This is a genomic window from Streptomyces sp. NPDC048331 (assembly GCF_043201215.1).
GTDB lineage: Bacteria > Actinomycetota > Actinomycetes > Streptomycetales > Streptomycetaceae > Streptomyces.
In genome coordinates, this window is sequence record NZ_JBICYT010000023.1 from 56,899 (window position 1) to 71,125 (window position 14,227).

General features: G+C 72.0%; 13 protein-coding genes and 1 pseudogene. 8 read left to right on the top strand and 6 right to left on the bottom strand.

What is annotated here, in order from left to right:
- The first annotated feature begins 28 nt into the window (after nt 1–28).
- Entirely contained in the window at nt 29–415 is a 387-nt protein-coding gene (locus ACGFYY_RS28605; RefSeq protein WP_393713685.1) for a hypothetical protein, read from the top strand.
- A 153-nt stretch (nt 416–568) separates the two neighbouring features.
- On the opposite strand, the gene gdhA is transcribed toward ACGFYY_RS28605, so the two are convergent.
- Nucleotides 569–1,924 (bottom strand): NADP-specific glutamate dehydrogenase, encoded by a 1,356-nt coding sequence (gene gdhA, locus ACGFYY_RS28610; RefSeq protein ID WP_365268627.1) that lies wholly within the window; start codon nt 1,922–1,924, stop codon nt 569–571.
- A 359-nt stretch (nt 1,925–2,283) separates the two neighbouring features.
- Here gdhA and ACGFYY_RS28615 point away from each other — a divergent pair, with 359 nt between their 5' ends.
- The 3 genes from ACGFYY_RS28615 (at nt 2,284) to ACGFYY_RS28625 (ending at nt 5,972) form a co-directional block, all read left to right on the top strand.
- Nucleotides 2,284–3,510 (top strand): cytochrome P450, encoded by a 1,227-nt coding sequence (locus tag ACGFYY_RS28615; RefSeq protein WP_393713688.1) that lies wholly within the window; start codon nt 2,284–2,286, stop codon nt 3,508–3,510.
- Nucleotides 3,511–3,676: 166 nt separating this feature from the next.
- A complete protein-coding gene (locus tag ACGFYY_RS28620; RefSeq protein ID WP_109783277.1) occupies nt 3,677–3,928 on the top strand; it encodes an EF-hand domain-containing protein in 252 nt (83 codons plus the stop codon).
- A gap of 154 nt (nt 3,929–4,082) precedes the next feature.
- Nucleotides 4,083–5,972 carry a serine/threonine-protein kinase gene (locus tag ACGFYY_RS28625; RefSeq protein ID WP_393713690.1) on the top strand — a complete coding sequence of 630 codons (1,890 nt, stop codon included), beginning with the start codon at nt 4,083–4,085 and terminating at the stop codon, nt 5,970–5,972.
- A gap of 19 nt (nt 5,973–5,991) precedes the next feature.
- On the opposite strand, the pseudogene ACGFYY_RS28630 reads toward ACGFYY_RS28625, so the two are convergent.
- Nucleotides 5,992–6,678: pseudogene (locus ACGFYY_RS28630) on the bottom strand (helix-turn-helix domain-containing protein); the annotation flags it as partial.
- Nucleotides 6,679–6,681: 3 nt separating this feature from the next.
- Nucleotides 6,682–7,371 (bottom strand): phosphotransferase, encoded by a 690-nt coding sequence (locus ACGFYY_RS28635; protein ID WP_393713692.1) that lies wholly within the window; start codon nt 7,369–7,371, stop codon nt 6,682–6,684.
- 200 nt (nt 7,372–7,571) lie between these two features.
- Here ACGFYY_RS28635 and ACGFYY_RS28640 point away from each other — a divergent pair, with 200 nt between their 5' ends.
- Nucleotides 7,572–8,471 (top strand): immunity 49 family protein, encoded by a 900-nt coding sequence (locus tag ACGFYY_RS28640; protein WP_393713694.1) that lies wholly within the window; start codon nt 7,572–7,574, stop codon nt 8,469–8,471.
- A 61-nt stretch (nt 8,472–8,532) separates the two neighbouring features.
- Here ACGFYY_RS28640 and ACGFYY_RS28645 read toward each other — a convergent pair whose 3' ends face one another.
- Nucleotides 8,533–9,174 carry a GNAT family N-acetyltransferase gene (locus ACGFYY_RS28645; protein ID WP_365268639.1) on the bottom strand — a complete coding sequence of 214 codons (642 nt, stop codon included), beginning with the start codon at nt 9,172–9,174 and terminating at the stop codon, nt 8,533–8,535.
- Between the two features lie 487 nt (nt 9,175–9,661).
- Between ACGFYY_RS28645 and ACGFYY_RS28650 the strand changes: the two genes are divergently transcribed.
- The gene (locus tag ACGFYY_RS28650; RefSeq protein ID WP_393713696.1) at nt 9,662–10,327 is read left to right on the top strand and encodes a deoxynucleoside kinase; all 666 of its coding nucleotides are present in this window, start codon (nt 9,662–9,664) and stop codon (nt 10,325–10,327) included.
- 152 nt (nt 10,328–10,479) lie between these two features.
- Nucleotides 10,480–11,184: a class I SAM-dependent methyltransferase gene (locus ACGFYY_RS28655; RefSeq protein WP_393713698.1), complete on the top strand. Its 705-nt coding sequence runs from the start codon at nt 10,480–10,482 to the stop codon at nt 11,182–11,184.
- Here the strand turns inward: ACGFYY_RS28655 and ACGFYY_RS28660 are convergent.
- Nucleotides 11,131–11,907, bottom strand: coding sequence for a helix-turn-helix domain-containing protein (locus ACGFYY_RS28660; RefSeq protein WP_393713700.1), 777 nt, complete (start codon nt 11,905–11,907; stop codon nt 11,131–11,133). The two genes, ACGFYY_RS28655 and ACGFYY_RS28660, sit on opposite strands and share 54 nt — an antisense overlap.
- 168 nt (nt 11,908–12,075) lie before the next feature.
- On the opposite strand from ACGFYY_RS28660, the gene ACGFYY_RS28665 reads away from it, so the two are divergent.
- Nucleotides 12,076–12,444, top strand: a complete 369-nt coding sequence (locus ACGFYY_RS28665) for a hypothetical protein (protein ID WP_393713702.1) — start codon at nt 12,076–12,078, stop codon at nt 12,442–12,444.
- A 50-nt stretch (nt 12,445–12,494) separates the two neighbouring features.
- Here ACGFYY_RS28665 and ACGFYY_RS28670 read toward each other — a convergent pair whose 3' ends face one another.
- The gene (locus ACGFYY_RS28670; RefSeq protein WP_393713704.1) at nt 12,495–14,213 is read right to left on the bottom strand and encodes a HEAT repeat domain-containing protein; all 1,719 of its coding nucleotides are present in this window, start codon (nt 14,211–14,213) and stop codon (nt 12,495–12,497) included.
- Nucleotides 14,214–14,227 lie beyond the last annotated feature (14 nt).

Below are 14,227 nucleotides of genomic sequence, written 5' to 3' on the forward strand. Positions count from 1 at the left end.
AGGACGCCTGCGCCGGGAGTAGTCAGTCATGCATCGTTTCGTCCCCGTACTGCCAGCCGTCGTCGCCCTGACCGGGGCTCTCGTCGCCCCCGCGGCCGCCGCCCCCACGGCCGACCCGCGGCCGATCACCTCCCCCTACGTCCAGGCCGCCGCGGACGTCGCGGCTTCCGGCGCGCTCCTGCGGTCGAAGAACATCGACTGGGTACGCCACGTCAACACCGGCCGGTACTGCGTGAATGTCAGCTCGGAGGTCAACCTGGCGTTCAGCGTCGTCTCCGTCGAGCTGCCCAATTCCAACCGGCGCAGCTTCAGCACCACCCCCAACCGCGTCTGCGGCCCGGACGCCGTCACCGTCAACACCTACGACCTCCGCGGCAACTACGCGGACAACCCGTTCACGGTCGTCGTGTTCTGACCGGCTTCGCGCCGCCCCGGAAGCGCCCGCGGTGACGGGTCGCGGACCGGCCCCCCGACCGGTCCGCGACCCGCCCGACCCGGCCCGCCGCCCCCGACCCGGCCGACCGGATCCGGCCGACCGGGTCCGGGGGCTCGCGCCGCGATCGTCGGATCAGATGACGCCCTGCGCCAGCATCGCGTCCGCGACCCGCTCGAAGCCGGCGATGTTCGCTCCGGTGACGTAGTCACCAGGGGCCCCGTACCGCTCGGCGGTCTCGTACGCGACCGCGTGGATCGAGCGCATGATGCCCGCCAGCTCGTCCTCGACCCGCTGCGCGCTCCAGGCCGCCCGGCCGGCGTTCTGGCTCATCTCGAGGGCGCTGACCGCCACCCCGCCCGCGTTGGCGGCCTTGCCGGGTCCGAAGGCGACCCCGGCCTCCCGCAGGATCCGTACGGCCTCGGGGGTGGTCGGCATGTTGGCGCCCTCGGAGACCGCCTTGACCCCGCTCGCGACGAGCGTACGGGCGTCCTGCGCGTCCAGTTCGTTCTGGGTGGCGGAGGGGAAGGCGACATCCGCCGGCACCTCCCAGACGCGCCCACCGGGCACGAACCGCGCCGAGGAACCGCGCCGCGCCACGTAGTCGCTCACGCGGCCCCGCTCGACCTCCTTGACCTGCTTGAGCAGCGCGAGGTCGATGCCCTTGTCGTCGACGACGTAGCCCTGGGAGTCCGAGCAGGTCAGCGGGTTCGCGCCGAGCTGCTGGAGCTTCTCGATCGTGTACAGCGCGACGTTGCCGGAGCCGGAGACCACCGCGGTCAGCCCGTCCAGCGACTCCCCGCGGACCGCCAGCATCTCGGCGGCGAACAGCACACTGCCGTAGCCGGTCGCCTGCGGCCGGATCGCGGAGCCGCCCCAGCCCTGCCCCTTCCCGGTCAGGACGCCGGCCTCCCAGCGGTTGGTGATGCGCCGGTACTGGCCGAAGAGGTAGCCGATCTCACGGCCGCCGACACCGATGTCCCCGGCGGGCACGTCGGTGTGCTCTCCGATGTGCCGGTGCAGTTCGGTCATGAAGGACTGGCAGAAGCGCATGACCTCGGCGTCCGACCTGCCGTGCGGGTCGAAGTCGCTGCCGCCCTTGCCACCGCCGATCCCGAGGCCGGTCAGGGCGTTCTTGAAGATCTGCTCGAAGCCGAGGAACTTCACCACACCGATGTCCACCGACGGGTGGAAGCGCAGGCCCCCCTTGTACGGGCCGAGCGCGCTGTTGAACTCGACGCGGTAGCCGCGGTTGACGTGGACCCGGCCCCGGTCGTCCTGCCACGGGACACGGAAGAGGATCTGCCGCTCGGGCTCGGTGAGCCGCTCCACGAGGGCCACGGCCGGGTCGGCGTACTCGGGCCGGGCGGTGAAGACGGGGGCCAGGGTCTCGAGGACCTCCCGTACCGCCTGGTGGAACTCGGGCTGCGCGGGGTTGCGGCGCTCGATCTCGGCCCGTAGTGCTTCCAGCCTGTCCTTCGAGTCCTTCACGTGTGTCCCTCCAGGGAGTGCGCGGTGCGCAGACGACGGCAGGTCCATGGTGTCCCCGGGGCCGTGCGTACCGGTCGATTCCGCGCGTGACGCGCTCCGAACGCACGCTTTCGGAAAAGTTTTTCCGGAGCCCGACCCCTCTGTGGAGGCTACCGCGCACCGCGCTGATCTGGGCAAGGCTTCTGCCCTGCGGACAAAAAAGCGTGCGACGCGCCGGAGTGTGTCCGCTTTCGCCCCGCCGTCCTCCTCCCGGCAGGCGCTCTACCGGGCCGGGCGCGATTCGGGCAGGATGTCCGCGCACCGGAGGTCACCCGCGGCGGTGAGCCCCGCCCGGTCCCGACCGTGATCCGGAGGTCCCAGTGACGTGGCACGACGACCAGGCGCGGCGTGACGAGCTGTACCGCGACCCCTATCCGCTCTACGCCCGCGCGCGGCGGGCCGAGGGGCTGACGTACGTACCCGAGTTCGACGCGTGGCTGGTGGCGCGCGACCGGGACGTACGGGAGGTGCTGCTGCGCGCGGAGGACTTCTCCTCGGCCAACGCCCTGTTACCGGACGTCCCGCTCTCGGAGGCGGCGCTCGGCGTCCTGCCCCGGGGGTTCGGGCCCCGGCCCACCGTCGTCTCCAGCGACGGCTCGGCCCACCGGCGACACCGGGCCCCACTGAACCGGGGGCTGTCCGCCGGCCGGGTGGCGGCACTGGTGCCGTACGCCCGCACGTGCGCGAGCGAGTTGGTGGACGGCTTCGCGGCGGACGGGTCGGCGGATCTGGTGGCGGCGTACGCCCGGCAGCTGCCCGGGATGGTGATCGGTCGGCTGATCGGGCTGGACCCCGCCGACGTGCCCGCGGCCGTGCACGGCGGCTACCGCGCCGAGGAACTGCTGTTCCGCCCACTGTCACCGGAGGACCAGGTGGCGGCCGCCGAGGACGTGGTCGCGCTCCAGCACCTGCTGGACGGGTACGTCCGCGACCGGCGCGCCCACCCGCGGAACGACATGTGCTCGGTCATGGTGGCCGCCCTGGCCCCCGGTGACGACGAACTCACCCTCGAACAGCGCCACGAACTGGTGACCAGCCTGCAGAACCTGCTGATCGCCGGATTCCTCACCACGAGCGCGCTCATCGGCACCATGCTGCTGCACCTGCTCGACGACCGGCGGCAGTGGCGGATGCTCCGCGCCGATCCGTCCCTGGTACCGGCGGCGGTGGAGGAGGCCGTGCGCCACGACACCGCCATCCAGGCCTTCCGGCGGATCACCACCCGGCCGGTGACGCTCGCCGGGACGAAACTGCCCGCGGGGGCCGCCGTGCTGGTGGCGTACGGCTCGGGCAACCGCGACGAGGAACGGTACGAGCGCTCCGGGGAGTTCGACATCACCCGGCCCGGGAACCGGCAACACCTCGCCTTCGGGTACGGGACCCACGGCTGCCCCGGCTCCCAACTGGCCCGCGAGCAGCTCCGGCTGACGCTCGACCTGTTCCTCCGGCGCCTGCCGGGGCTCCGGCCGGACCCCGACCGTCCGCGGCCGCGGATGCGGCCCACGCTGATCCACCGCTCACCGCGGGATTTGTACGTCACCTGGTGACCCGGGGGCTGTTTCACTCGTTCGGGCCACGGGATGGTGCGGGAGTCCGCCCGGCCCCCGCGAATCCGACGCCAGGCGGGGGCAACCCCGCCGGGCCGTACGACGTCCTCCCGTGCAGGACGCGCCGCCCGGGAGGCGGTGCGTGTACCGCTGAGAGGACCACGTGATGAGTGAGAAGGCCCGGCGCCTGTTCGACGCCCTCGACCTCGACCAGGACGGCACCCTGACCCGCGCCGAGGTCATCGGCGCCCTACGCTCCAAGGGTCCGACCCTCGCGGCTCAGGGAGCGATCCCCTTCTGGGGCGTCGGGGGTACCGACGACTCCTCGGCCCTCTTCGACGCGGCCGACCAGAACGGCGACCGCGTGCTGACGTTCGAGGAGTTCGCGGCCGTGGTCGACCGCCGCTTCGGCTGGTAGCGGCCGAGCCGCCAACTCCCGGGGAACGGCCGGTGGTCCGGCGGTCCGGAGTGGGGACCGCCCGGGGTGGGGCCCGTCCGGGCATTGGGTACGCTCTCGGTTGACTTCGGGGCGCCGGCAGGTGCTGGATCGCCGCAATCAGAGATGGGTCCCCATGGGTAGTGCACCTTCCGCCGACTTCTTCCAGCCGCTCAAGGCGGACGACCCGGCCGTCGTGGGCGGCTACCGCCTGGCGGCCGTGCTGGGCGCGGGCGGCATGGGCAAGGTCTACCTCTCCTACACCCCGGGCGGCCGGCCCATCGCCATCAAGGTGATCCGGCCCGAGTTCAGCGAGGACCCCGAGTTCCGGCGGCGCTTCCAGCAGGAGGTGCGGTCGGCGGAGCGGGTCCAGGGGCTGTACACCGCACCCGTCATCGACTCGGACACCGAAGGCGCCCAGCCCTGGCTGGCCACCGCCTACGTACCCGGGCCCTCGCTCGCCCACGCCGTGGCCCGCCACGGGGCGTTGCCGGTGCGCAGCGTCCTGCTGCTGACCGTCGGGGTCGCCGAGGCCCTGCACGTCATCCACGGCGCGGGCATCGTCCACCGGGACCTGAAGCCCGCCAACGTACTGCTCGCGTCCGACGGCCCGCGCGTCATCGACTTCGGCATCGCCCGGGCCGCCGACACCACCGCCCTGACCAGTACCGGGGTCAGCGTCGGCACCCCGGCGTTCATGGCGCCCGAACAGGCCTCGGCCGGCACGGTCACACCGGCGACCGACGTCTTCGCCCTCGGTCAGATCGCGGCCTTCACCGCGATCGGGGCGTCCGTCTTCGGCGACGGGCCCTCGCACGCGGTGCTCTACCGGATCGTGCACGAGGACCCCGACCTCAGCGCCCTGCCCGAGGAACTGCGGCCGGTGGTGACCCGATGTCTCAGCCGGGACCCGGCCGACCGGCCGACCCTGACCGAGGTCATCGAACTGTGCAACGCGGCCTCCGACACCCCGCTGCGCCAGGGCGAGGACTGGCTGCCGCAGGCGGTCGCCGGTTCCATCACCGAACGGCTGCGGCTGCCCGCGCCGGCGCCCACCCCGCCACCGCAGCCGCCCACGGCCACCTCGGCACCTGCTCCGACTCCGACTCCGACTCCGACCGAGGTCTCGCCGCAGCCCCCGACTCCCGGTGCGCCCGCGGTACCCGCCGCTCCCGGATACACGCCGACCGGCCTGGCCGCCGCCGCGCCGACGCAGACGGCTCCGGCGCAGACGGCTCCGGCGCAGACGGCTCCGGGGGCCGTGCCGCCGGGTCACCCGACGCCGCCCCCGTACGCGCAGCCCTCGTACCCGCAACCGCGGCACAACCAGCCGCAGTACAGCCACCCCCAGTACACCCAGCCCTCGTACGCCCCCGGCCACGGCACACCGCCACCCTTCCACACCCAGGGATTCGCTCCGGGCCCGCCCGCTCCGCCGCGCCCCAAGCGGACGGCGCTGATCGTCGTCGGGGCGGTGGTGGCGGCGGTCATCGGGCTCGCGGTCATCGGATCCCTGCTGCCGGACGGCTCCGACAAGGGCGGCGGCGACAAGGCGTCGAACGGCGGCAGCGCCTCGTCCGGCGCCGCGCAGAAGCGGCCCGACCCGCAGCCGGTCGCCTACCAGGGCATCGAAGTGCCCCAGAACCACCAGCTGATGCTCGCCGACAACCCGCCACGGCCGGCCGAGGAGCCGACCGGCGCCGGGGTGCTCTACGGGCACGCGGACCTCTTCTACTACCGGGACACCCTCTTCGGCGACGAGAAGTTCGGGACCACGAACGGCAAGATCGTCCTGCTGAACAACTCCGAGAAGGGCTCCCTGGAGACCTGTCGCGCCGTGACCCGCTTCACCGAGAAGATCGGCCTCGACCAACTCACGGACGGGTCCCAGGTCTGCGTACTGAGCAAGGCCGGCCACATCGCGCTGGCGACCTTCCACGGCAGTTCGGGCGGCAAGGACGAGACCCACTTCATCACCGTCGACGTGACGGTCTGGCGCAACGCGGAGGACCCGGCGAAAGGCTAGTGCCGCGTCAGGCAACGTTCGCCCGCCGCCTGCGGCGGGGGTCGCGGTCGGGGTTCTTATGCTTCCCGCCGTGCTCGGCCCATTGCCGGCCGGGGTGGGGCATCAGGTTGAGCTGGCCGAACTCGTCCATGCAGAAGACGACTTCGGGCTCGCCCTTGTCGGGTACGACCTCGCCGTCGGCGATCGCGTAGAGGTGCTCGACCCGGGCCTTCTTGGCCTCGTAGTCCGGATCGCGGGAGGTCTTCCAGGTCTTCAGACGTTGAAAGGAGACGCCTTCCTCGCGGAGCAGGATGCGCAGTCTCTCGTGGCTGATGTCGTCGACCACCCCCTCGGCCACCAGGAAGTCCGCCGGCTTGGTCAGGCTCCAGGTCGAGAACGGCAGGTCGTGCTCGGTCGGCTTCGACTTCACGATCTTCTTGATCTCGCGCCGCTCGGGCAGCGTGAACGTCTTCGGACGGCCGCCCTTGTACTTCGGATACAGCGACTCGAAGCCGTCGACGTTGAAGTTGTGGATCACATCCCGGACCTGGTCCGCACTGGTGAACGACACCTCGGCGATCTTCACCACCTGCATGCCCTGCGCCGACAGCAGGACCATCTGGGCCCGCCGCCAGGTCACCACCGACCCGGTGCCCCGGCGGATGATCCGCAGCAGCCGTCTGCCCTCGTCATCATCGATCTCGCGTACCCGCACCCGATCCGCCACAGCTCAGCAGCCTGACCGATCCGTCCAGCCCACACCAGGTCCATCGCCGACACCGGCATGCCGCCGCAACCACGCCGCCTCCTTGGGCGTCAGATTCGGGTCATCCAGCTTCACCCGGACCACCTCCTGCATCCGCCCGGCCGGGTCGGTCCGGCAACCGCTGCGGACACCGCGCAGCAACAGCCCCCGCCCGAGGCGGGCGGCGAATCCCGGCACGTCCGCACTGCCCACGGTCACCATGGTCATCGCCACATCGGCAGCCGGATCACCAGCACCCGCATTGCACCAGTCGATCACTACCGGTCCCCGCCGGGTCAGAATGACGTTGCCCGGATGCAGGTCCAGATGCAGCACCCGGTCACCATCCGCCATGCCGAACCGCTTGGGCAGCCACTCCGGTGCCGGCAGCGCATGCAGCCGATCGTGCAGGCGGCCCAGCTCCCGGCCGAGAGAACCCACCCGCCACGGACGCCGGGCCAGGACATCCAGCATCGTCGGCCCGGCGAGCCGCTCAAGAACCATGTCCGTGTCGGTGATCTCGTACACCCGCGGCACCGGATACCCACAGGCCGCAAGGTGCGTCATCAAGCGTGACTCCAGACCGGTGGGCCCCCCGCTCCGGTACCGCCGCAGCACCTTGGACTCATCCAGGGCATACACATCAGCATCCCGGCCCTGCGCGATCAACTCCATGCGGTGCAGTCTGCATTGACGGCTCAGCCCTCGCCAACAGGGCGAACGTTGCCTGACGCGGCAAGCCCCCGTCCGGGCCCTCCCTGCGGGAAGGGTCTTGTCGGTGGGATCGGAGAGGATGGCTCCCTGAAGATCGGCGACGAGGTCGACGGGATCGTTCCCGGCCTCGTCCTACGGGGAGGACGACAACCGTGCGGGAAGTGACGCGTCACGAGGTCGGCGAGGACCGGACGAATCGAGCCCTGGAGGACATCAGGGGGCGGACCTTCGGTCGCTGGCACGGACTGCGCTACAACAGCCTGTCCCTCAAGGGAATTCAGGAGACGGGCGACGAACTCCTGGACCACGTCGGCGCCCTCACCCTCCGGGATCCGCAGCTGGCGGGCGCGCCGGGCCGGCTGGCCCTGCGGACGGCGGCGGAGTGCTCGCTCGGTGTTCTGACGCTCGGCACGTGCCCCGACGGGGACTTCGAGGTGTTCTTTCCCCTCGTCGACGAGGAACTCAGCAGCGAGGACCTCTCCTTCGGCGACGCGGTCGACCAGGCGCCCACGGCACGGGTCTGGGTGGACGCCTTCGCCCTGAGCGTGATCACCGGGCTGCTGTGGGAGCAGGACCGGGTGATCGGCCCGCTGCTGAGGAAGGACTACGCTCCCATGTTCCACACGGGCCTGCCGCACTCGTCCCTGAGCTCGGTGTCCGATCCGGCCGAGCTCGCCGAGATGGACGCGCTGTGCGGCTACCTCCACCTGGTGGAGACACCCCGTTCGCCGTGGGTCGCGTCCGGGGTGCCGCCCCTGCGCACGCCGGCGGAGCAGGAGCGCACCGCGGCCGCCGCGCGGCTCGACGCGGCGGGCCCGCTCACCCCCGACCAGCGCCTGCTCCGCGTACTCCTCGACGACGACCGGTCCGCGTTCGAGCGGGCCTTGGCCGACCGTCTCCTGGAACACCGCGACCGTGCCGGTCAGGATGCCGAACCGAGAACGCTGCTGCCGGTCACCGTCGTGGCCCTGGCGGCCCTCGCCGTACACGCCCACGGCTGGGAACTGGACGTGCGCTCCGGATACCTGCCGACGAGCCTGCTGCGCGCCCCTGGCCGGTAGGGACGCGCGGCGGCGCCTCCAGGGCCTGCCCTTCGGATCCGGCCTGATCCGGAGGACAGGCCTAGGCGGGCTGGACGACCGCCACCGCGGCCGGAAGTACGGCCGGGCGGTCGAGGAACGCGAGCACGGCCCGCTTCTCCGGCAGGTACACCTCGGGCAGGTCGATCTCCGGGAGGGTGATCTCGCCCTGGCGGACGAAGCCGAGCCGGTTCAGCAGGGCGAGCGCCTTGGCGTTGGAGGCGTCGGGCTCGGCCACCGCGCGCAGGACGGCCGGGTCGCGGAAGGTGAACCGCATGAGCGACCCGATCAGGGTCCTGCTGAATCCGGGCCGGGGCCGGCCGGTCGCCGGGGCGAGCATCAGATGGACGCCGATGTCGCCCTCCCGCACCGTGTAGCACTCGCTGACCCGGTCCTCGGTGGGCTCGTACGTCTGGTAGAGCGCCACGGGCTCGTCGTCCAGCCGGACCATGTACGCGTGGTGCGTGTCGCGGCGGTCCACGTCCTCGTAGATCTCCTGGACCAGTTCCCGACCGGCGCCGTTCATGCCCCAGAACTGCGCGCGCTCCTCGACGACCCAGGAGTGCAACACGGCGGAGTCCGCAACCGGGTCGACCGGGGTGAAACGGACGGTGCCGAAGCCTTCGACGGTCTCGGTCAGGACATCCGCGCGCGGGGACGGGAGGGAAGAGGACTCGGGTCTCATACAGGTTCCGTTTCTGCTCGTTCGGCAAGGACCGGCGGAGCGGCGAGCACGCGCGACACCTTGCTTAGGGTGACCTAACTATAGGCATGCCTAGACGGAGCTACCGAGGGGGTCCCCGAGCGTGCGGGCGCATACGGGTGGGCATGTCCGACAGAGACGGGCCGAGTCGGTGGCGACACCCCACGCGGACCACCTCGACGCCCACGACGGCGTCCCCGCCCGGGACAGCGGGAGGCCGATCATCACTTAAGATTCAAGGTGGCCGCTGGGCTGCGGCTCGTCGCTGTGTGCGGCGACTGCGGAACGGTCGGGCCGACCGGTCGAGGAGCGCAGCCTGAGTCAGGCAGCGCCTTGGTCCGGACGGCGACCAGATGACGCTGATCATGAAGATCCCGGGGAATCGCGAGACCGCCGGCGTGCGTCTCAGTGGTGTGGGGCCCACAGCCCACCCGCCCACGGACAGAAGACCCCCAGGGAGAAGTGAGGTATGGCAGTGATCTGCGTCGGAGGCATGATCGGCATCGGCAAGACGAGTGTGGCCGAGCTGCTCGCCAAGGAGCTGGGCAGCGAAGTCTTCTACGAGAGCGTGGACGACAATCCGATCCTTCCGCTCTTCTACACGGCGAGCCCCGAAGAGATCCAGGCCAAGCGCTACCCGTTCCTGCTGCAGCTCTACTTCCTGCAGACCCGGTTCGCCTCGATCAAGGAGGCGTACAAGCAGGGGGACAACGTCCTCGACCGGTCCATCTACGAGGACTGGTACTTCGCCAAGGTCAATCACGATCTGGGCCGGATCAGCACCCTCGAGATGCAGGTGTACGAGGGGCTGCTCAACGAGATGATGCGCGAGATCGACGGCCTGCCGTACCGCAAGGCTCCCGATCTCATGGTCTACCTCAAGGCGGACTTCGAGACGGTGCTGCACCGGATCGGGCTGCGGGGCCGCGGTTTCGAGCAGGACGAGAGCCTCGTCGAGTACTACCGGACACTGTGGTCCGGCTACGACGACTGGGTGCACAAGCACTACTCGGCCAGCGAGGTCCTCGTCATCGACATGAACCACACGGATGTGGTGAACAACCCCGAGGACGCGGCCCGCGTGGTGCAGGAGGTCAAGGACACCCTGGCGGCGGTCGCGCACCGACGGATCTGAGCCCGCCGAACGCGGGGCTCGCGCTGTGCGCGCCCCGCGTCGGCCTCGGCCGACCTCACGGACCGGGCCCTCAGGGCCTCCGCTCCGGCAGCGGCTCCGGGGCGAGCGGTTCGTACAAGACCGGTGCCGCTCGGGCGCCGGACACTGCCGCCATGACCCCGACCAGCGAAACACCCGGCACTCGCCTTCAACCCCCACGTACTGCCCGCGCGTTCACACCCGCGGCGGGCCGGTTCGCCCCCACCAGCCTCTACGACCCCGTGGCCGCCCTGATCCGCGAGCGGCTCTGGCGCGGCCTGCTGGCCATGCACGTGGCACCCCGGCCGGCAGAGGTGATCGTCGACGTCGGCTGCGGAACCGGCTCACAGGCCCTGCTGCTGCAGCGCATCGAACCCGCGGCCCGCGTCGTCGGCATCGACCCGGATCCCCGCATCCTGACCGTCGCCCGACGCAAGGCCCGGGTCGCGGGCGCGTCCGTCGACTGGCTCCAGGGCATGGGTGACGACCTGGTGGACGTGCTCGGGGCGGGCAGCGCCGACACCGCCGTCTCCAGCCTCGTACTCCACCAGTGCCCCCTCCCGATGAAACGGGCGATCCTGGCCGGCCTGCACACCGTGCTGCGGCCCGGCGGCCGACTGGTCCTGGCCGACTACGGGCTCCAGCGCACCCGCCTGATGCGCACCGCGTTCCGCGTCGTCCAGCTCGCCGACGGCCGGGCCGACACCCAGCCCAACGCCGACGGCATCCTGCCCTCGCTCATCGCCGAGGCCGGATTCGACCAGGTCCGCGAGGCCGAGGTCGTCTCAACCGTCACCGGATCGATCTCGGTGTACGTCGCCCGGCGCGCCGGCGGCTGACCCCGCCGGCGCCCGCAGCGCCCGCACCACGGCCGCCGGTGTCATCCCGATCATCTCCCGCATCCGGTGGGTGAGGTGGGCCTGATCGGCGAAACCTCCGGCGGCCGCCGCCTCGGCCGGGCTCTGCCCCTCCCCCAGGGCTTCCGCGCTCCGGCGCAGCTTCAGCCAGATCCGCCGACGCGCCAGCGGCATGCCCAGCTGCTGCCGGGCCAACGCCCGTAGCCGCTGCGGCGACAGACCCACCCGGGCCGCGACCACCTCCATCGAAACCGACTCCTCCAGCCCCTCCAGCAGGGCCGCCGCGGCGAGCAGTCGCGGGTCGAGCCCGGCCGACGGCAGCGCGGCCGCCCTACCGAGCTCGGCCTCGTCGAGGCGACCCAGCTCGGGCACCGCCACGATCCCCGAACCGGATCCACAGCGCCCGCGCAGCCGGTCCGCCAAGACCGAATGCGGCTCCACGAAGACGGTGAGCAGATCCCCCGCCGACAGCATCCGGTGCGCGGTCATGGGCGGGACGAGCAACGCCGCTCCCCGCACGACCGTGCCGTCCGCGCCGGCGAGCGCCGCCTCGCCCCGGCGTGCCAGGACCAGCTGGAAGGCGGCGTGCCGATGGACGGACCCTCCGTGCGACTCCCCCCGGTACCACGCGTACCCCTCCTCCACCCCGAACCGCGAGCCCAACTCCCGCCCCACGCCCCGCACCTGACCGCCACCCGTCCCCATGCGCCCAGCCTGCCAGAGCCCGAGCCGCCGCCCCCGGAAAGTGCGGGGGCGGGCGCCCGCCGCCGCCAAGTGCTTGCCGGGACGGTCGAACTCGTCGACGATGCTCCCTAGCCACGGCCTTCCGGATCCCATCGGGCCCGGCCGGGGCAGGGGAGAACAGGGGAAACAGTGACAACGAACAGCAATCCGAAGAAGCGCTCGACGGTCGCGGCGGCACTCATCCCGCTCTTCGTGGTGGCCGGGCTGCTCCTGGGGCCCGCGGCAGGCGCCTCGACGGCCGCTCCGGCCGCCCGGCAGGCACCCGCCGCCGCGGCTCTCCCGCAGAGCGGTGCTCTCGCCGGTGCCGGCGTGGCGACCGCCCTCCAAGCGCCGATGTCCTCGCCGGTCCGGGCGACCACCGGGACCAAGAAGGGCAAGAAGAGCAAGAAGAAGAAGGGCGGGCTGTTCAAGACGCTCCTGATCGTCCTGATCGTCGCCGTCGTGCTGTTCGTCGCCCTGTACCTGGTCCGCCGGGCTCTGCGCCGCAGGTCCGCCTGAGCCGTCTCTTCCGGATCCTTCCGGGCCCGGCAAGATCCGGAATGGGCGGCTCAGGAGGCGCCGAGGGGGTCGTGGGCGGCGTACGGGAGCGCGAGCGCCCGGTCGATCCGGGCGCGGATCCGCTCGTCCTGGAGGACCGCCCGGTAGTCGCCGTACTCCGAGAACCGGCGGTCCGCGGCGCGCAGTGCCGTGAGGGCCTCCCGGACCGGCGGGGTGAGGTGTCCGTGGCGGGTGAGCGCGTCGAGGGCGGCGGCGAACGTCCCGTGCCACTCCCCCTCGGCGGCATAGGTCAGCACCTCCGCCGCCGCCTGCGCCGGTTCCGGCAACGGTGGTCCCGCCGGCGGCCGGTACGGTGTGAGCTCGCCGGGCAGCAGCGGGTTCTCGCCCCACGCGTGAAGCACGTCCCGAAGGTCCCGGACCAGCCATCCCGCGCGGGAGACCTCGTCCCGAAGTGCCTCTCGTACCGCGGGCAGTAGGACTTCGGCGTGCGCGCGCAGCGGCCGCAGGACGTCGGCGACGTCCGGCTGCCGGGGGTCGCTCAGGGCATAGCCCCGACCCTGCATGTCCCGGTAGGGCGCCACCAGCCGCTCGACCAGATCGGGTAGGGCGCGGGGGTCCCCGATCCGCGTCAGGGCCCACCGCGCGTGGTCACCGACGGTGCCGTCGAAGAACCGTGACTCCCCGGGGTCGTCGAGGAGGGCGGCCAGCCGGTCGGCGTGCGGGGCCGCCGCGCGGCCGAGCATCGCCAGCAGATGTGCGGCCTTGTAGCGCACGTCGTCGTCCGGGTCGGTCAGCAGTCCGGCCGCGAGCGGCAGCACGGCCGCTGCCGCGGAGGGCCGGGTCACCAGGAGTCGCCATGCCTGGTCCACCACGCATCGGCGCAGCTCCGCGTCGCCGATGCGACTGCCGATGTCGACCAGCGCGGCCAGGAACGAGGTCGCCGCCGTCATGTCCGGGTCCAGCAGTTCCACGACCCAGGCCGCGACGTCGTCGCGCTCGTACGGGAGCTCGCAGTCCACGGTGTACCAGACCTCCCCGAACCTCGGGGCGAGTACCGGATCGGTGAGGAGTTCCAGCAGCATGGGGCGGGCGCGCGACACCGCCTGCGGGTCGAGCGGTGCGGAGGCGACCACGGCCGCCACCCGCAGCACCGGATCCTCGCCGTGGAGGAGCCCGTCCAGCACGGCGCGTACCTCCGCGTCCGTCTCCTTCGTGAGGTCCTCGTCGGCCGCGGCCCGGCCCAGCGCCAGCAACAGGGGCACCTGGACCGACGGTGCCGTCTCCTGATGCCACCGTTCGAGCAGGGGCCCGGTCCGGTCGCTGATCAACCCGAGCGCGGCCCGCCGTACCACCGGGTCCCCGTCGTCGAGCAACTTCAGCATGCGGGGCCACTGTTGCCACCACACCGCCGACCGTTCGGAGTCGGCCTGTCCGGCCGCACCGTCCCGGGTCGCATCGTCCCCGGCCGTACCGTCTCCGGTCAGGTAGGTCAGCAGGTCGACCAGGTCCGGCCGGAGGACCGTGACCGTTTTCGGGTCGAGCGCCAGATCGACCACGAACGGCAGCGCGGCCGTGCCCACCGCCGCGCTCCCCAGAAGGAGGTCCTGCAGTTCCCCGTACGCGCGCCGCACGGCCTCCGGGCGGGTGGTGGAGCTCGCCCGGGCGATCCGGCGCAGCACCTTCGGCACGTCGGTGGCCGGACGGTCCGGGCTCACCGCCCCCAACGCCCGCCAGTCCACCGCGTCCAGAGCGTGCAGAGCGTCCCCCATGTCCCCCGCCTCAC